This window comes from uncultured Roseobacter sp. (genome assembly GCF_947491795.1).
GTDB lineage: Bacteria > Pseudomonadota > Alphaproteobacteria > Rhodobacterales > Rhodobacteraceae > Roseobacter.
This window is the reverse complement of the sequence record NZ_CANLKW010000010.1, coordinates 34,530-52,508: the sequence shown is the minus strand read 5'-3', so window position 1 is coordinate 52,508 and position 17,979 is coordinate 34,530. Positions and strand designations below refer to the sequence as shown.

The 17,979-nt window shown below is 61.3% G+C and carries 17 protein-coding genes and 2 tRNA genes; 5 read left to right on the top strand and 14 right to left on the bottom strand.

Features of this window, described 5'->3' with window-relative positions; genetic code table 11:
• Positions 1 to 353: hypothetical protein (locus Q1A34_RS20940; protein WP_300039243.1), on the top strand; the 353-nt coding region annotated here is incomplete at its 5' end.
• 105 nt (positions 354 to 458) lie between these two features.
• On the opposite strand, the gene Q1A34_RS20935 is transcribed toward Q1A34_RS20940, so the two are convergent.
• The 8 genes from Q1A34_RS20935 to Q1A34_RS20900 form a co-directional block, all read right to left on the bottom strand.
• Entirely contained in the window at positions 459 to 1,088 is a 630-nt protein-coding gene (locus Q1A34_RS20935; protein ID WP_300039240.1) for a transglutaminase-like cysteine peptidase, read from the bottom strand.
• A 412-nt stretch (positions 1,089 to 1,500) separates the two neighbouring features.
• Positions 1,501 to 2,436, bottom strand: a complete 936-nt coding sequence (locus Q1A34_RS20930; RefSeq protein ID WP_300039237.1) for an AEC family transporter — start codon at positions 2,434 to 2,436, stop codon at positions 1,501 to 1,503.
• 67 nt (positions 2,437 to 2,503) lie between these two features.
• Complete coding sequence (locus Q1A34_RS20925) at positions 2,504 to 3,304, bottom strand: MBL fold metallo-hydrolase (RefSeq protein WP_300039234.1); 801 nt, start codon at positions 3,302 to 3,304, stop codon at positions 2,504 to 2,506.
• Entirely contained in the window at positions 3,304 to 4,110 is an 807-nt protein-coding gene (locus Q1A34_RS20920) for a TatD family hydrolase (RefSeq protein ID WP_300039232.1), read from the bottom strand. Before Q1A34_RS20920 ends, Q1A34_RS20925 begins: the two co-directional genes overlap by 1 nt.
• 32 nt (positions 4,111 to 4,142) lie before the next feature.
• The gene (locus tag Q1A34_RS20915) at positions 4,143 to 5,249 is read right to left on the bottom strand and encodes a DNA polymerase III subunit delta' (protein WP_300039229.1); all 1,107 of its coding nucleotides are present in this window, start codon (positions 5,247 to 5,249) and stop codon (positions 4,143 to 4,145) included.
• The gene (gene tmk / locus Q1A34_RS20910; RefSeq protein ID WP_300039246.1) at positions 5,246 to 5,878 is read right to left on the bottom strand and encodes a dTMP kinase; all 633 of its coding nucleotides are present in this window, start codon (positions 5,876 to 5,878) and stop codon (positions 5,246 to 5,248) included. The genes Q1A34_RS20915 and tmk overlap by 4 nt, the downstream gene beginning before the upstream one ends.
• 2 nt (positions 5,879 to 5,880) lie before the next feature.
• Positions 5,881 to 7,038, bottom strand: coding sequence for a D-alanyl-D-alanine carboxypeptidase family protein (locus Q1A34_RS20905; protein ID WP_300039227.1), 1,158 nt, complete (start codon positions 7,036 to 7,038; stop codon positions 5,881 to 5,883).
• Positions 7,039 to 7,059: 21 nt separating this feature from the next.
• Positions 7,060 to 8,055 (bottom strand): SPOR domain-containing protein, encoded by a 996-nt coding sequence (locus Q1A34_RS20900; RefSeq protein WP_300039224.1) that lies wholly within the window; start codon positions 8,053 to 8,055, stop codon positions 7,060 to 7,062.
• A gap of 266 nt (positions 8,056 to 8,321) precedes the next feature.
• Here Q1A34_RS20900 and Q1A34_RS20895 point away from each other — a divergent pair.
• Positions 8,322 to 8,411 (top strand) — tRNA-Ser (locus Q1A34_RS20895).
• A 451-nt stretch (positions 8,412 to 8,862) separates the two neighbouring features.
• Here Q1A34_RS20895 and Q1A34_RS20890 read toward each other — a convergent pair.
• A tRNA-Leu gene (locus Q1A34_RS20890) sits at positions 8,863 to 8,948 on the bottom strand.
• Between the two features lie 158 nt (positions 8,949 to 9,106).
• Between Q1A34_RS20890 and lipB the strand changes: the two genes are divergently transcribed.
• Positions 9,107 to 9,802: a lipoyl(octanoyl) transferase LipB gene (gene lipB, locus Q1A34_RS20885; RefSeq protein ID WP_300039221.1), complete on the top strand. Its 696-nt coding sequence runs from the start codon at positions 9,107 to 9,109 to the stop codon at positions 9,800 to 9,802.
• Here the strand turns inward: lipB and Q1A34_RS20880 are convergent, their stop codons facing one another.
• Together Q1A34_RS20880 and Q1A34_RS20875 are read right to left on the bottom strand one after the other, a co-directional pair.
• Complete coding sequence (locus Q1A34_RS20880; RefSeq protein WP_300039219.1) at positions 9,803 to 10,237, bottom strand: response regulator; 435 nt, start codon at positions 10,235 to 10,237, stop codon at positions 9,803 to 9,805.
• Positions 10,238 to 10,251: 14 nt separating this feature from the next.
• Positions 10,252 to 11,379 (bottom strand): HAMP domain-containing sensor histidine kinase, encoded by a 1,128-nt coding sequence (locus tag Q1A34_RS20875; RefSeq protein ID WP_300039217.1) that lies wholly within the window; start codon positions 11,377 to 11,379, stop codon positions 10,252 to 10,254.
• Between the two features lie 279 nt (positions 11,380 to 11,658).
• On the opposite strand from Q1A34_RS20875, the gene ctaD reads away from it, so the two are divergent.
• The gene (gene ctaD, locus Q1A34_RS20870; protein WP_300039214.1) at positions 11,659 to 13,329 is read left to right on the top strand and encodes a cytochrome c oxidase subunit I; all 1,671 of its coding nucleotides are present in this window, start codon (positions 11,659 to 11,661) and stop codon (positions 13,327 to 13,329) included.
• A gap of 101 nt (positions 13,330 to 13,430) precedes the next feature.
• On the opposite strand, the gene Q1A34_RS20865 is transcribed toward ctaD, so the two are convergent.
• Positions 13,431 to 15,929 carry an EAL domain-containing protein gene (locus tag Q1A34_RS20865; RefSeq protein WP_300039211.1) on the bottom strand — a complete coding sequence of 833 codons (2,499 nt, stop codon included), beginning with the start codon at positions 15,927 to 15,929 and terminating at the stop codon, positions 13,431 to 13,433.
• A 455-nt stretch (positions 15,930 to 16,384) separates the two neighbouring features.
• Here Q1A34_RS20865 and Q1A34_RS20860 point away from each other — a divergent pair, with 455 nt between their 5' ends.
• On the top strand, positions 16,385 to 16,867 hold the full coding sequence (locus Q1A34_RS20860) for a DUF2244 domain-containing protein (RefSeq protein WP_300039208.1): 483 nt from the start codon (positions 16,385 to 16,387) through the stop codon (positions 16,865 to 16,867).
• Here the strand turns inward: Q1A34_RS20860 and Q1A34_RS20855 are convergent.
• Positions 16,844 to 17,341, bottom strand: a complete 498-nt coding sequence (locus Q1A34_RS20855; RefSeq protein ID WP_300039205.1) for a DUF6653 family protein — start codon at positions 17,339 to 17,341, stop codon at positions 16,844 to 16,846. The genes Q1A34_RS20860 and Q1A34_RS20855 overlap by 24 nt on opposite strands.
• Positions 17,342 to 17,363: 22 nt before the next feature.
• On the bottom strand, positions 17,364 to 17,822 hold the full coding sequence (locus tag Q1A34_RS20850) for a GatB/YqeY domain-containing protein (protein ID WP_300039203.1): 459 nt from the start codon (positions 17,820 to 17,822) through the stop codon (positions 17,364 to 17,366).
• Between the last annotated feature and the right edge of the window lie 157 nt (positions 17,823 to 17,979).

Sequence of the window (17,979 nt, the reverse complement as noted above, 5' to 3'; positions counted from 1 at the left end):
GTAATGGCGGCGGCAACGGCGGCGGTGACGGTGGCGGCAACGGCGGCGGCAACGGCGGCGGTAATGGCGGCGGCAACGGCGGCGGTGACGGTGGCGGCAACGGCGGCGGTGACGGCGGCGGCAATGGCGGCGGCAACGGCGGCGGCGGCGGCAACGGCGGCGGCGGCGGCAACGGCGGCGGTGACGGCGGCGGTAATGGCGGCGGCAACGGCGGCGGTAATGGCGGCGGCAACGGCGGCGGCAATGGCGGCGGCGGTGGCTTCGGCGGCGGCAATGGCGGCGGCGATGGTGGCGACAACAACGGCGGCGGTGGCGGCGCCGACGGCGGTGGCCCGAACGGCGGCAACGGCTGAGCCTGTAAAACGCCCTCCCCCAACCGGGGAAGCCTTTCGAAAAACGAAAACAGCCGCGGATCATACCGCGGCTGTTTTCTTTTCGACGTCAGTTAAGGCTGTGCATTATGCCTTGATCAGCAGACCAACCCAGGCACCGGGTTTCCCGGGGTTCTGCATCCGCAGGAAGGTATAGCGCGTTTTCTTCCAGGGTTTGATCTTGTCGTTGAGGTTGTCCAGCACATAGTCACCGGTGTCAGCGCGCAGAACCAGTACCGCATGGCTGTTGCCTCGGGTATCCAGCACGGTGGTCAGCAGCAGACGTTCAGGTGCGATCCCGGCCCGGATGAGCTCTTTCTTTTTCAGCAGCGCATAGTCTTCGCAGTCACCCTTGTTTGAATAGGGCAGCGTCCAGTGTTCGGCCTTGCGGTACTGTTTCATATCGTCCACCGACCGGATCTGGCGGTTTACGCGGCGGTTAATCTTCTGCACGACTTTCAGGTCGGCCTGTGTCAGCGCCTGTTTGGAACCTGAATGAGCACAGGCCCACCCATATTTCCCACACAGACCTCTGGCGCCACTGGGGGCGGCAATATTCATCTTCGCTTTGAGGAAGGGATCGGATCCGGCAGCTTCAACGCTCTGCGGTGCGAATGTCGCGCTGAGCCCCAGTACCAGGGCCACCAGGCCTCCGGTAATAAAGCTGCGTCGATCCCCACCGATGCTGTCTCTGTTGTTACAGAATACATGAGCCATTTGAAACGCCTCGAATTGTTACGTGCCGCTCAGTCTCTTCCGGTAGATGCACTCAGACCGGAACGTCTGAACTGATCCTTGTATGGCGGGCCAGCTTGGCGAACGTTGGGCTCAATTCAGGCGCTGAGGTAACTATTCATTAAAAACCTGACACAACCGGGCGCTGCCTGAGGGCAATTGTGGCAGCGTTTTTCACGAAAACGGCTGCGCGGCGGATCAGTAAAATCAGGGATATCGTCCACTCTGAGTGTTAACGGACAACTAACGGCCACCCCATCTTCTTCTGAGCGCCCCATTCAGGGTTAAAAAGCGGCAACAATCTGCCGACACGCCGGAGCCTTATTTCCGATGATTCATGGTCTTGTTTGGCATTCCGGACAGCCTCATGCGAATCCCGCCGAGCGGGAAACACCTATAGTCCGGAGAGAAATGACAGCCAGACCCACACGGTCAGAACTGAAGCACCGGTGGCGATCAGCACAGAAGAGGCCGCGACCCGTTTTGCCCGGCCGTACATATTGGCAAAGATATAGGCATTGAAGCCCGGCGCCATGGCCGCGGTCAGCACACCCGAGCGAAAGGCGTCCCGCGGCACTTCCTGCAGGGTTCCGAAAAACCAGACAAGCGCGGGATGAATGACAAGGGCGATGCCGCAGACCATGGCGATGGCGCGCAGATCGCCTTCGGGACGGTATTGAAAGAGAACTCCCCCCAGCGCAAAAAGTGCCGCGGGAAGTGCTGCTCTGACGATCAGAGACAGGGCATCATCCACAACCCCGGGCACGGGCAGCCCTGAAAAGTTCACGACAAATCCCAGTCCGATAGCCAGCACCAGCGCATTTCTGAACATCGCGCGGATCACGGAGCGGGCCATAACCGCCGGGGACTGGCCCCGGTTGCGTGTGATTTCCATAACCGTGATACCCAGCCCGTAGCAAAACGGTGAGTGCAGCGCGACAATTGCGAAGTTGCCGGTCAGCGCGTCAGCCCCGTAAGCCCGTTCCGTGATCGGCAGGCCCAGCAGAACGGAATTGGAGAAGAGACAGCAGAAACCGATGGCCACACAGTCTTCCCACTCGCGGCCAAAGAGCACACGCGCGCCGGTCATTCCCAGAAAGAAACAGATCCCTGCACCGGCATAGAAAGAACTCAGCAGACCGGGATCAAAGGATGCCCCGAGATCCATAGAGGCGATGGCCTGAAACAACATGCAGGGGATCGCAAAATTCTGGGTAAAGCGCATGACACCGTCAATACCTTCTGTCGGGAAGAGATTGCGCCAGACAGCCACGTAGCCGAAACCAATGACCAGAAAGACGGGCAGGATGACATCGAGCAGGGTTTGCATGGGCGGGCCTTTGCGCCTGCAGGAGGAGACGGGAGCCTCCGGCGGGGATATTTATTGCCAGAAGAAACTATGGTGTGGAGAATGTCAGGGTCAGCCCGTCCCAGGCGGGTTCGACATGCTCAGGGGTTTCGGCCAGCAGCGTGGCATAGTCGAGATCAATGTGCATATTTGTCAGCACCGCGCGACGCGGCGCGACCTGATCGATCCAGTCCAGCGTTCGGGCGAGATGTGCGTGTGTCGGGTGCGGCTCGCGGCGCAGGGCATCGACAATCCAGCAGTCAAGGTTTTCAAGGTGGTGCCACTGATCGTCAGGTATCTGCGCCACATCCGGCAGGTAGGCCACATCGCCGACGCGGAAACCCAGCGCATCCATACCGCCATGTGCCACCTGAAAGGGGGTGAACCGGATGGTCCCGCCTGCCCCGTCTATCGCCACATCGCCGTCGATGAGGTTCATGTCGAGAATCGGCGGGTATGTTGACCCCTCGGCCTGGACGAATGCGTAATCGAACCGGCTCATCAGCGCGTCACGGGTCGGCGCATCTGCCCAGACCGGCAGGCGTGCGCGCATATTGAACACGATCATACGCAGATCATCGATACCGTGCACGTGATCCGCATGCGCATGGGTATAGATGACAGCATCAAGCCGGCCGGTGCCGGTGCCCAGCAACTGTTCGCGCAGGTCGGGTGATGTATCGATCAGAACGGTTGTGGTACCCTTGTCGCCGGTCCGCTCGACCAGAAGCGAGCAGCGCCTGCGCCGGTTTTTCGGATTTTCCGGGTCACAGTCGCCCCAGTGCCCGCCCAGACGCGGCACCCCGCCCGACGAGCCGCAGCCCAGAATGGTAAAGCGGGTCTGCGCCATTATGCGGCCGCCTCCCACTGCGCGGCTTTTGAAAACAGACGATCAAAGTTTCGTTCGGTGGCTGCGGCGAAATCCGCATATTGCATGCCCATGGTTTCGGCACCGCGGCGTGCTGTATGCGCGACGAAGGCAGGTTCATTGCGTTTGCCCCGGTGCGGCGGCGGCGCCAGATAGGGCGCATCGGTTTCTACCAGTATCCGGTCGGCGGGTGCGGCGGCAAAAATATCGCGCAGCCCGGACGATCGTGGGAATGCCGTGATCCCCGACATAGACAGATAAAACCCCAGATCGAGTGCCGCGCGCGCCAGACCGGCAGACGACGAAAAACAGTGCATCACGCAGGTGTAGGCGCCGTTACGGTGCTCTTGCGCGAGGATGCGCGCCATATCCTCGTCTGCATCCCGCGCATGAATAATCAGCGGCAACCCCGTGTCGCGTGCGGCATCGATATGTACCCGCAGGGAGGTTTGCTGCACATCCGCACTTTCAGCGGTGTAGTGATAGTCGAGACCCGTCTCGCCGATCCCGACGAACTTTGGATGGCGCGCCAGAGCGATCAGTTCGTCCGTGGTGGCAAGGGGCTCTTCGGCAGCACTCATCGGGTGGGTGCCTGCGGCGTAGAACACCGGATCGTGGGCTTCGGCGATTGCACGGACTGCCGGTTCATTGCGCAGCCGGGTGCAGATGGTCACCATGCGGGCCACGCCGGCGTCGCGGGCATTCGCAATCACCTCGGGCAGCCGCCCGTCGAAATCAGGAAAGTCCAGGTGGCAATGGCTGTCAGTGATCCGGGGTGTGTCGGTCATGCCTGTCGTGATGTCCTGGCCGGACCCTCACGTCAGGGGCTGGCGGTTTGGCTTACTTTGATCAGGGTATCCAGGATCAGGGCGGCGGGGTCAAGGTTCACCGCGCGGCCGTGGCGCGCGCGGGCACCGGTTTCCTGCGCTGTTTCTGCCCAGGCCCTCCCGGCAGCAGGCGTGGGCGACAGGCGGGTCAGGATCTCTGCCTCTCCCGGTGCCGCCTCGATGCCGGGTGGCGCACCGGTGGCCCCGGTGCGCGCAAGCCGCGACAACAGCAGATCCAGCAGATCAAACAGCAGGTCCCGTTTCGCCCCGGCACCGCGCGCCGCGGCAGCCTCGGCCAGTCTGACGGCGCGGCCCCTGTCGAACTGCGGCAACCCCTTCAGAAGCGCCAGAAGCTCGGCATAGATTTTCAGACCATCAAGCAGCGACAACCGCAAGGCAGCCCCCACTGATCCGCCCGAAAGCTCGGCCAGCGCATCTGACCCGCTGGTACCGGCTGCACCGGCCTGGGCCAGTGCCTGCGCCATCGCCTGCGGGTCCAGCGCTCCCAGTCGCAGGGTGCGGCATCTTGAGCGGATGGTTGGCAGCAGACGGGAAGGCTGATGGCTGATCAGCAAAAGCGTTGACCGTTCGGGTGGCTCTTCGAGCATTTTCAGCAGCGCATTGGCCGCAGAGGTATTCAGATCGTCCGCCGGATCCACAATCACAACGCGGCGCCCCCCGTCGGCTGCTGAAAGCTGAAAAAAGCCAGCAAGCGCGCGGATGTCATCGACGACAATCTCCTCTCGCATCCGGTCCGTCTTCGGATTTACGCTGCGGGTAATGGATTTCAGACCCGGCTCAGCACCCGCTGCGATGCGGCGTGCCACCGGATGCTCGGCGCTGATATCCAGCGACTGTGGCAGTTCCGGTGCGCCGAAAAGCCCGTCTTCTTCCGGGTCCGGCGTCGACAGCAGAAACCGCGCGATGGTCCAGGCCAGGGTGGCTTTGCCGATACCCTGCGGGCCGGTCAGCAACCAGCCGTGATGCAGACGCCCCATGGCCCAGGCATCCAGAAACGCCTGCTGCGCCCTGTCCTGGCCAAAAATCCGGGCCGTGTCGCGCGGGTGGGACGCGCCCTCGATCTGGTCGGGTGCTGTCATGCCAGTGCCCTGTCCACAATCTGTGCGATATCTTTTGCCACGTCATCGATACCCTGTGCGCCATCGACGATGCGAAACCTGTCGCTGAACTCTTCAGCCAGTGCCAGAAACCCTGCCCGCATGGCCGTTTGCAGATCCTCACCAAAGGCTTCAAACCGCTCATCGGCCGTCTGTCTGGACAAAGCGCGGCTCAGCCCCGTCGCCGGATCCATATCGATCAGCACGGTCAGATCCGGCTCCTGCCCGATCATCAGACTGTGCAGCTGGTCGACCACCGGGCGCAGATCACCGCGCGACAATCCCTGATACATGCGCGTGCTGTCGGCAAACCGGTCACAAAGCACGACCTTGCCCTCGGCCAGCGCGGGCAGGATCAGACGCTCCATGTGATCACGCCGTGCAGCTGTAAAGAGCAGAATTTCCGTCTCGGCGGACCAGCGGTCCGGATCGCCCTGCAGCACCAGTGCCCTGATTTCCTCGGCACCGGGCGAACCGCCTGGCTCGCGCGTGACGACAACCTGCCTGCCCTGCGCACGCAGATGCTCGGCCAGCCGGGCCACCTGGGTGGATTTGCCCGAGCCGTCAATGCCCTCGAATGTGATAAAGCAGCCGGACCCGCGCGGGGGAATTGTCACGTTTCGCCCTCGGGCCCCTGAACAAAGCGGTTGAACAGCACCAATGCAACGGTGCTCATACGGCTCACAAATCCACCGGCGGCAATGTCCCGGTCCGCGACCAGCGGGATGCGCCGCTCTTCCAGGCCGTCGGGCGCGAATACCAGCTCGGCCAGTTGCTGGCCCTTGCTGACCGGGGCCTCAATCGGGCCGTTGAACACGACCTCCGCCTCCAGCTCCGTACCCGCCCGGATCGGCAGCAATACACTATAGTCTTGCTCAGCGATCAGCCCCACCGTGGGCTCGCTGCCCATCCAGACGTCGGCATCTGCAAATTTTTCACCGCCGGAGACCATCGGACGCGCGGCAAACTGGCGGAACGCCCAGTTCACGATGGCCTGTGATTCCTGAGCACGTTCCGCACTGGTGTCGATGCCGGACACCACAAAGATCACCCGCCGGTCCCCCTGGCGCGCAGAGCCGGTCAGCCCATACCCGGCCTCTTCTGTGTGGCCGGTTTTCAGCCCATCCGCCCCGATGTTCATGGACAGGAGCGGATTGCGGTTCAGCCGGTTGCTGGGCACCCGGTTGTCAAAAGCAAACTCCGTCTCGGCAAACATCGGATAGAATTCCGGGAAATCCACCATAAGCCGGTGCGCCAGCAGGCCCAGATCGCGCAGCGACATCACATGCCCGGGCGCAGGCCAGCCATTGGAGTTAATAAAGATCGAATTGGTCATGCCCAGATCAACGGCCTTGCGGGTCATCATTCTGGCAAATCCGCCCTCGCGCCCGTCCTCGGACAGTGCTTCCGCCAGCACGACACAGGCATCATTGCCTGACAAAACGATAATACCGCGCAGCAGGTCCTCGACACTGACCGTTTCGCCGGACTGCAAAAACATGCTCGAGCCACCATAGGACTGCGCATGCTCTGAGACCGGCAGCATTTCACTCATGCTGAGCTGCCCGTCCCGTATGGCCTCGAAGGCCATGTAAAGGGTCATCAGTTTCGACATTGATGCCGGCGGCAATGGCTCGTCTGCGTTTTTGGACAGCAGCACCGTGCCGGTTGTCTGGTCGATCACATAAGCCGCACGTGCCTTTGTATCAAAAGCGGCAGCCTGCAGCGGTGCGAGAAGAAGAAGGATCAGTACAGATGCAAGACGGATCACGGCGGTGTCTCCTGCTTAAGCTCAGTTTGTCACGGGAAAGGCGTCGGCAAATCCAGCCTTTTTGACCTTTTCCAGCATTTCATTGCGTTCTGCCTCGGAGGTTGCGGGGCCGACAACCACGCGCCACAGGCTTTTGCCCTCGCGCTTCAGCTCGCTGGACCGCGCGTTCAGACCGGCATTGCTCAGCTGCGAAACCGCCCGCGCAGCATTCTCCTCGGTGCTAAGCGTCGCGGCCTGCAGCCATGGCCTGCTGAGGGTGGATGCGGGCAGCGAAGAAGATGGCAACGCCGAACTGGTGACAGGTGCGGCAGCCGCACTGGCGGCGACCTCGCTGGAGGCGGCAGTGCCTGTTTCGGCAGCGGCATCCGCCTCTCCCAGGGCTGCGGTTGCCAGGGCGATCGGATCAGCAGAGCCTGCGGGCTTATCCGTTTCAGCTGCTGCGGCCACCTCTTCTGCAGACAGCGCCGGAGCCGCAGCATTGGCCGCAACCGGAACGTCCTCTGCGCCATCTGCCTGGGCGGCAACGACCGCGTCTTCTGCCACTGGCTCAGGCGCGGGTGCCTCTACCGTTTCGCGGCGCAGCGCTGTCACATCAAGGCTGGTCGGCGCGCCGGCGAGAATATTCAATGCGGTCGCAGCATCTGACGACAGTTGCAGCCGTGGGCCGGGCACATCCCGCTCGCGCCGGAAGAGCGCGCCAACGACGAATTGCCCGTTGTCGACATTACGAATGATCACACGCTCAGGCGCGTCTGCATCCGGATGCGCGACCCAGACACCGCCCAGCGACGGGCGCCCGTCCCAAAGACCCTCTTCTTTCGCAGAAAAGACCTCCGGTGCCTCGACATCCCGTTCGGTTGCCTCACCGGCCGGGGTGGAACCCGCAGGTGCTGTGGCAGCCGGTGATGCCGTCAGACTGTCGAGGCTGAAAGCGCCGTTCTCATCACATGCTGACAGCGCCAGGACGGCGAGCAATGCAGCGGCGGACCTGCACAGGGGCGAATATAATCCGGACATGCAACTCTTGGTCATTCGGGTTGTCCTTGCCTGTTTGCCGGGGTCCGGCGCGTCTGCTGTGCTCCTTTTTCAGGAGCTTTTGCGGCATCCTAGCCGGACTTACGGTGCGAGGAAAGGTTTTGCACAGCGCTTAGGCAATAATCCCCTGCAAAAAGTACTGCAGACTCGCATCCTGTACACGCCCACGACCCGATTTTCACGGTGAACCGCTCAACCCTCTTGCAGAGCGCGCCCGCATCGGCCAAAAGCGCATAACCAGCCGGTCCGGAGGAGTGGCAGAGTGGTCGAATGCACCGGTCTTGAAAACCGGCGTGCGTGAAAGCGTACCGTGGGTTCGAATCCCACCTCCTCCGCCACAGGCTTTTCTGGAACAGAAATGCCTGCTCCCTTCAGACCGGAGACCTGAGCGGCAGTTGCATCGCAGACGCATGAGAGCGTCCAGGGTTCGAAAGATTTCCCGTTCGCTCCGACAGTTTTCGCGCTGCGGAAGATACCCCACAAGTCCAGGGCGCAGAGTTGACCGGCAATCGGTTCACCACTCGATAAGCGCCGGGGAGTTTGGTTGTTCGCTCTTTCAATCCGCCATCGCGGCATGCGCCTGTCCGACCGCGTACAAACCGGCGACTGTTCCCGAATTCTGTGTACCGGCAATAAGATGCGGCACCGGATTATGCTTCGCGTCGAACAGAAACGGGAAATTGGTGGGGGATATAAAGGGTTTCAACCGCCGGATTGTTCGACATTTACAAAAAACGGCTGTCGCCCGGCACAATGTTCAAAGAGAGCGCGTTTCAATCGAAACGGTTTTGGTGCGGATGAGAAGACTCGAACTTCCACGGGTGTTACCCCACAGCGACCTCAACGCTGCGCGTCTACCATTCCGCCACATCCGCACTGAATGGTGAGTGGTCTTTACAGCGGCACCTGCGCCTTGTGAAGAGCCATAATGCGGAAAATATCCGCCCGCACAGCCGCATCGGTGCATTTTCACCCCCGCCGCGCCGCACAGGGGGCAATTGCCAGCACCCCGGCGCCAGGTTAGACCGCGCCCATGGTGGAATGGATCATATCTGACGGGCTGACGGACTATCGCGCCGCCGAGACCTGGATGGAAGAGCGCGCCACGGCGATTGCCGCAGGACAGGCTGCTGAATGCGTCTGGCTGGTCGAACACCCGCCGCTTTATACCGCCGGTACCTCGGCGCGGGACGCCGATCTGACCGATCCGGAGCGATTCCCCGTCTTTCAGACCCGGCGCGGCGGGCAGTATACCTATCACGGTCCCGGGCAGCGTGTGGCCTACACATTGCTCGACGTGGGACAGCGCGGCCATGACGTGCGGGCTTTTGTGCAGGATCTGGAGACCTGGGTGATCCGGACGCTCGACAGCTTTAATGTGACGGGGCACATCCGTGACGGACGCGTCGGCGTCTGGGTCGAACGGCCTGAAAAAACTGCGCGCACCGATGGCAGCCCGCCCGAGGACAAGGTGGCCGCCATCGGGATCAGGTTGCGGAAATGGGTGAGTTTTCACGGGGTGTCGGTCAATGTCGAACCGGACCTTACGCATTTCGACGGCATTGTGCCCTGCGGCATCCGTGAACATGGTGTGACCAGCCTGACCGATCTGGGACTGCCGGTGAGCATGCATGATCTTGATGTGGCGCTGCGCGGTGCGTTTGAAACCGTGTTCGGGGATGTGCCCCGGGATGCGCCGGCACCGGATCTTCCGGCCCGGACCGGCTGATCAGCCGGCGGCCCTGTCCGACCTGCCCGCCTGGCAGGCCGCCACAATATCGTTCAGCAGGGCACGGTCCAGCGGTTTGGACACAAAAGCGTGCACATTCGGATCCGCCTCTGCCCGCGCGTGATCGCGCTGCAGCACAGAGGTCGACAGCATGACAATCATATGCCGCTTCTGCTCTTCGGACGGCAGGTCACGATAGGCTTCCAGAAACTCGAACCCGTTCATGCGCGGCATATTGATGTCGAGAAGAATCAGGTCCGGGGCCTCTTCGTCAGCGCTGCGCACACTTTCCAGATGCTCAAGTGCGGCCACCCCATCGGTTGCAACAGCCACCGAACGGGCCACGCCGGATTTCCCGATCAGCCGCTCATGCAGCATGTTGGTGACGCGGTCGTCATCAACCAGAAGGATCTTTGAAAGAGGTTCACTCTGCACCTGTCAGCACCTTCTCAATTGGGAAATGTGATTTTGAAAACAGCACCGCCATCCGGTGCCACAGAAAGACCGATCCGTCCGCCGATACGTTCGATCAGACATTTCGCCACATAAAGGGAGACGCCCTCTCCGGCGGGCTCCGCATGGGCACGCTGGAACAGGCTGAAGACTTTTTCGCAGTCCCGTTCGGGGTCAAGACCCGCGCCATTGTCCCGCACCTCAAGCACGGTTACGGCGTCTTCGCTGCGCGATGAGATCAGAATATCCGGTGTGCGGTCTGCCGGGCAGTAATCCAGCGCATTACAGATCAGCGCTTCCAGGATCCCGGCAGGCGCTTCGGGCATACAGCGGACCTGCGTTGCCTCAAAACTTGTGCGGACACGTGCGCCCGACCAGCTGATCCGGTCACGCAGCCGGGACATTGCCGTCTCGCAGGCCACAACCAGGCTGACGGTCTCGACCGCGGGCAACTCGCCCGAGCTGGCCTCAGCCGCCAGGACCAGCGTATCCAGCTTTTTGCGCGCCTGATCCGTGACTTCCTGCATAAGGTCGAGCGATTCTGCCTGTGCCGGCGGCAGCATCTCCTGACAGGTCATCAGATCCGCAACCAGTGACGTCATATTGGTGACCGGGCCGCGCAGGTCATGGGTGGCCACATAGGTCAGCTGTTCCAGCTCATGGTTTTTGGCTTTCAGACGCTCGGCTGCCTTTTTCTGGGCGGTGATGTCCATGGCAATACCAATGTGGCGCAGCACCCTGCCCTCGGCATCCCGGTCAAAGACAGCATCAATACTGCGCAGCCAGACAATGCTCCCCTGTCTGTTGATGGCCCGGTATTCGATCAGCCGCTGGATGCCGTCCTTACAATTGGCCAGCTTTTCCAGATACAGATCCACGCGCGCCGCTTCTTCGGGGTGGATGATCGTTTCCATCAGGCGGTCGCCCAGCGCGATTGTCTCTTCGCGGGTGTATCCCAGCAGTTCCGCGATCGACCGGTTGGAATATTCGTTGCTCTGGGTCCGGTGGTTGAAGATATACAGAATGCCCGGCACCAGCGAAACCATCCGCCTGAGAAACTCAGGGCTGTCCGCGCTGGCGGGCACTTCTTGATCAACGGGGTCCGATACGGGGGCGACGGCCATAAATTCTTCTTTCCTCGGCCGCATCGTGAACCGCGGCCCGGTTACCAACAGGAAAATGCCCTGGTGGCGTTAACAGGCGGTAAATACGCACGAAGACAGTTAAACATTTGCACAGTTTTCACAGCCGTCGCGGGTCCTGTCCGCATCCGCCGGGAAATATCTGCGGCTGCGTCAATACGATCATTGCTCCTGCCGCCAACTCCCTCTAGAAACGTCTGGAATCTCTGCGCGGCACGGGAACCGTCGTGCAGGTATAACTCACTGTCAGGAGGCAAGAGCATGGCAGACGCAGCCATCCACGGCCATGATCACCATGACGAGCGCGGCTTCTTTACCCGCTGGTTCATGTCCACAAACCACAAAGACATCGGTATTCTCTACCTGATCGTCTCCGCTTTCGCCGGATTCATTTCGGTCGCATTCACCGTTTACATGCGCCTTGAGCTTATGGAACCGGGTGTACAGTACATGTGCATGGAAGGCGCACGTATGATGGCCAGCGATGCGGCCTGTACGCCAAACGGGCACCTCTGGAACGTTCTGATCACCGGACACGGCATCCTGATGATGTTCTTTGTCGTGATCCCGGCGCTTTTCGGCGGATTTGGCAACTATTTCATGCCCTTGCAGATCGGCGCGCCCGATATGGCATTCCCCCGCATGAACAACCTGTCGTTCTGGCTCTATGTGGCCGGTACAACCCTCGCCGTTTGCTCTGTGCTGGCGCCGGGCGGTAACGATCAGTCCGGTTCGGGTGTGGGCTGGGTGCTCTATCCACCGCTGTCCACGAACGAGGGCGGGTTCTCCATGGACCTCGCGATCTTTGCGGTGCACGTCTCCGGTGCCTCCTCGATCCTTGGCGCGATCAACATGATCACCACCTTCCTGAACATGCGTGCCCCGGGCATGACACTGTTCAAGGTGCCGCTTTTCTCCTGGTCGATCTTTGTGACAAGCTGGCTGATCCTGCTGTCCCTGCCGGTTCTGGCAGGCGCGATCACCATGCTGCTCATGGACCGGAACTTCGGGTTCACCTTCTTTGATCCTGCAGGCGGCGGCGACCCGATCCTCTATCAGCACATCCTGTGGTTCTTCGGCCACCCGGAAGTCTACATCGTGATCCTGCCCGGTTTCGGCATCATCAGCCACGTGATTGCGACCTTTGCGCGCAAACCGATCTTCGGCTACCTGCCGATGGTCTGGGCCCTGATCGCCATCGGCGCGCTGGGTTTCGTCGTCTGGGCGCACCACATGTATACCGTCGGGATGACCCTCAACCAGCAGGCATACTTTATGCTGGCGACCATGGTCATCGCGGTGCCCACCGGGGTCAAAATCTTCAGCTGGATTGCTACCATGTGGGGCGGTTCTGTTGAATTCAAAACGCCCATGCTCTGGGCATTTGGCTTCCTGTTCCTCTTCACCGTTGGTGGTGTGACAGGCATCGTTCTGTCCCAGGCCGCCGTGGACCGCTACTACCACGACACCTACTACGTGGTGGCACACTTCCACTATGTGATGAGCCTCGGTGCTGTGTTCGCGATCTTTGCGGGGATCTACTTCTACTTCCCCAAAATGACCGGCCGCATGTATCCTGAATGGGCGGGCAAGCTGCACTTCTGGGCCTTCTTCATCGGTGCAAACCTGACGTTCTTCCCACAGCACTTCCTGGGCCGTCAGGGCATGCCGCGCCGCTACATCGACTATCCGGATGCCTTTGCCTACTGGAACTGGTGGTCGAGCCTTGGTGCCTTCCTCAGCTTTGCCTCCTTCCTCTTCTTCTTTGGCGTGATGTTCTATGCCATCCGCAAGGGCAAGGAAGCGAAAGAAGCCAACCCCTGGAACGAATATGCCGACACGCTGGAATGGACGCTGCCATCCCCGCCGCCCGAGCATACGTTCGAAATCCTGCCCAAGCAGGAAGAATGGGACAACAAACACGCGCACTGAAACGAGCGCTGACAACAAAAAAGGCCCTGTGGAAACGCGGGGCCTTTTGCATTTCAGCCCACCGCCGCGCGCTGGATCACCGGTAGCCCGTCACACAGGCCTCAGCCTGCCACGCGGTCCGGGGGCTGACCCAGAAAGGCCAGAAGGTCGCCAAAGGGCATCGGCCGCGCAATGTGATAGCCCTGCAGCCGGTCACAGCCCAGCCCGGCGAGCACATCTGCCTGCTCCTGCGTTTCGATCCCCTCGGCGGTTACGCCCATCTCCAGGGCAAGCCCGATCTCGACCAGGGAGCGCACCAGACGCAGACCGTTTTCACTCTCCGTTGCCTGGGCAATCAGCCGGCCGTCAATCTTCAGCCTGTCAGGGCCGATCCGCTGCAACGCCACGACCGAGGCATGCCCGCTGCCGAAATCATCAATCTCGATGGTGATCCCCATGTCCCGCAACCGGTCGAGCTGAAAGAGAAAGCCGGCATCCGCCTCTTCCAGGAAAATTGTCTCCAGCAGCTCGAAACAGACCTCGCCGGGATAGTCTCTGACCATGACCTGCACATCATCAATGCTGTTCTCGCGCACCCGGCTGGCGCTGACGTTGAACGACAGCGACGGCGACACCGGCATTCCCGGAAAGACATCGCGGCAATCATGCATCGCCTTGGTAAAGATCATGCCGTCAATATCTGCCGCCACATTCAGATCCGTGGCCACCGCCAGAAAACCGGCGGGCGACACGATGCCCTTTTCGGGATGCTGCCAGCGGGCCAGCACCTCAACCCCGACAACCACGCCTGTGACCGCATCCGTCTGGGGCTGATACCAGGGCACAAACTCCTGGTTCTCGATCGCCCGCAGGATGTCATCGGCCAGCTCCTTGGTGTGCCGGATCTCTTCCAGGTCAGACCGGTCAAACAGATCAAGACGACAGCGCCCGCCCCGCTTGGCCTTGTAGAGCGCAATGTCAGAGTTGGTCAGAAGCTCCTCAACCGAGGACAGCGGCGTCTGCGCGAGACCAATCGACGCCCCGAACCGGCATTCACGCCCCTCAAAAAAGGTTGGCCTGCCCAGCATTTTCAGCAGATCAGTGGCCAGCTGCACCGGGCGCGCGCTGCCGCAGTCGGCCAGCAACAGCACCACAAACTCATCGCCCCCGATCCGCGCCACCACATCGCCAGGCTGCACGCTGGTGACAATACGGTTGGCGGTCTCCAGCAGAACATGGTCGCCTGCCGCGTGGCCCATGGTGTCATTGATCTGCTTGAACCGGTCCAGATCGATATGCAGGGCGGCCAGTTCGCCACCCTCTTTGCCCCGCGTCGCGCACAATTCCTCAAACCGGCGGGACAGATACCGCCGGTTGCCCAGGCCCGTCAGATCATCGTGCAGCGCCTTATGGGTGATCTCTGCATTCACCCGCTCCAGCTCTTTCGTGTGCTGTTCCACCACGCGGCGCTGGCGGACTTCCTCGGTGATGTTGACGCGCAGCGCCACATATTCTCCCTTGGGCGTGCGGGAGCGGATCATGCGGTAATGCTCTCCATTGGCAAACTCCAGATCCTCTGATCCGGGGTCCAGCAGCTGCGGGGAGTAGTATTCCTCCACCCAGTCCGCTTCCCGCCCCTGTGCGGGGGCGATCAGACCCTCCCGGGCCGCACTGTGCAACAGGTCTTTCAGATGCACGCCCGGGCGCAGCTCCTCTGGCCGGGCGGACATGGACGCCGCATAGGCCGAATTCCAGATCACCAGGTGGTGGCCCGCATCATAGATCGCAAAGGGATCAGGATAGGCGTTGATCGCGGACATGAACCGTTCCTGAACCGCCTCCAGCGCCCGCCGCTGGCGCACTACCTCCGTCATATCGATGCGCAGCATGACCAGATCACCGTTCTTGCTCCGTGATCTCAGCAACCGGTGATGGATATCCCCGGCCAGCTCCAGATCCTGCACGGGCTTGGACAACTCCTGTTTGTGATGCTCATCCGAGGTCCATTGCTTTTCCTTACCGATGGCCGCCACGAACTTACCGCCTTTGATGGCGATGTTGGCGACCTCCCTGACATGCATGCCGGGGCAAAGATCTTCCGGCCTGTCCGTCATCGATTCGCTGTAAGCATCATTCCAGACGACCAGACAGTCATCCTTGTCGTAAATGGCAAAGGGATAGGGGTAGGCATCCAGCGCTGCGATCAGCCGGGCGCGCGATCTGTTGGCGGTGTCCTCCGCCTGTTTGAGCGCCGAGATATCGCGGTAGGTCGCGCAGAATAACCGCGCCTCTCCGGGTGCGCCGCCTGCATTCAGAAAAGAGATACTGGCCCAGAATTCCGTGCCATCGGCGCGGGTAAACCGCGCCTGGGCATCCACGCTTTGCTCTTCCTCCGGGGTTTGCAAAACCAGGCTGTCAAACAGCGCCAGCGTCTCCTGCAACCCGGGCGTATGGTCAAAGGAACGGCCAAGGACGTCCTGCGACATATATCCAAACAGGCGGGTAAAGGCCGCGTTGATATAAGTGACCCGCGCAGTTTCGGACCCGGGCGAAATGCGCCCGATCACAACCGCATCACCGGTCAGATCCAGATACGTTTTCTGAAGCGTCTCGAACTTCATTTCTACCCCTGTCTCGGGATCTGCGTTTTACGCCCATAGTGTTAGGGTCCGGTGAACAGGTTCTTCAAATTGTCGGGAGTTTGCAGGCCCTTGCCAGGCATCCGCCGGATCACTGGCGCGTGGCGGTGCCCTGCAACCGGGGGCCCGTCGCTGCCAGTGCGACGCGGGTACGAACCGGCATTTACCCTTTGACAACAAACCCGGGCGCACGCGCTGTTAACCCGCCCCGGCACCGCCCTTCCACCGACAAAATACCGACGTTATACCGACGTGAAACCGACGCCGGTTTTGCCTTGTACTGCTGCGTTAACGGGTGATTCGTGCCCTGTGGCCGAAATCCGGGCACCGAACGTTGCGCAAAACCGGGCGCTGTGCCGCATTGCACCCGTCAATTCGGGCGCTGTAAACTGCCCCCGAACACCCTGCCGACCACCCCCGCCGGACCGATCAGCGCAATGCCCTATCAATGGACCACAGCCCCAGGTGAAACGCCCCAGCAGCTGCGCCTCTGGCCCCACAACGCGCTGCCCGCGCGTGGCATGGCGGCCTTTGTGCTGGCCACCTTCACACTGATCTGCATTCCCGCGCTGCCGCTGCTTGGCTCGCCGGTGCTGTGGGGGCTGCTGCCCTTTCTGCTGGCCGCGGTCTGGGGCATCTGGCACGCGCTCCAGCGCAACCGCCACGCCCGCCAGATCACCGAAGTGCTGACCCTGGATGAAAGCCAGGCAAAACTCGTACGCACAGAGCCCACAGGCGAGGTCAGAGCCTGGGACTGCAACCGCTACTGGACCACGATCACCAAATACGAAAAAGACGGACCTGTACCACAGTATGTCACCCTCAGCGGCAAAGGCCGCGAGGTGGAAATCGGCGCTTTCCTGAGTGAAGAGGAACGGATAGCGCTATACGACGAACTACAGCGCGCCTGGGCCCGCTGACCGGGTCATATCCTCGTAAATCCAGACCATACGGTCCACGAACCACATCTTGCCGCCGATGCTGACAACCAGGCCAAAAAGCGTCAGCATCCCATCCTGAATCCAGAGCCCGGCGATCAGGACAATCAAACCGGCTGCGGAAACAGCGGTCAGCCACCAGGCCGCACGCAGGTGGTGTTCCGGCACCGGAACCTCGTGACGGTTCAGGAAAAACCGCTCTCCCATGACACCGCGCGACGCCCAGCTGTCCAGCGCAGCGGGCGGCGCAAAAAGACGCGGGTTTATCCACGTCCAGATCAGCGCAAGCCCCAGCGGCACCAGCGCCCACCACCCGATCCAGATCCGGCACCAGATGGCGGCGACGATCAGCGGCAGACATGAAAACCGCGACCAGACACTCCACGGGTTGGCGTGGCGTGCCCAGGCGGCATCATCCATTTTCATAATCTTTTCAGAGGCTTTGAAGATGTCCATGGCGCCTCCGGTGCAGTGCCTGTCAGGCCAGGCGGTCTTTGACCATCGGGCCCACTTTGCCAAAATCCATCTGACCGGTATAGCGGCCCTTGAGCACACCCATGACCTTTCCCATGTCCCGGATGCTCTCGGCCCCGATTTCCGCCACGGCGGCATCCACGGCGGCCACAGCCTCCTCTTCGGACAGCTGGCGGGGCAGAAACTCCTCGATCACGGCAATCTCGCCGCGCTCACGTTCTGCGAGATCCAGACGTCCGCCTTCCTCATAGGCCCGCGCGCTTTCCATGCGCTGCTTGGCCATTTTACCCAGGATGCCCAGCACCGCCTCATTGCCGACGCCGTCGTCATTTCCATCCGCACGCGCAGCGATATCCTTGTCTTTGATCGCGGCATTGATCAGCCGCAGTGTGGACAGGCGGTCTGCGGCCTTATCCTTCATCGCCTGCTTGAGTGCGGCGGAAATCTTTGTGCGCAAATCCATTGCTCTGGTACCTCTGGTGACGCCACCGCAGGGTGGCTATGCTCCGGCGCCGGACCTTAGCCAAAGGTCCCCGCACCTGCAACCACCCCCCTCAGAAACGCCGCCACGTCAGATAGACCTCATATGCCTCGTAAACGCTCTTGACCCCCCCGGGCGC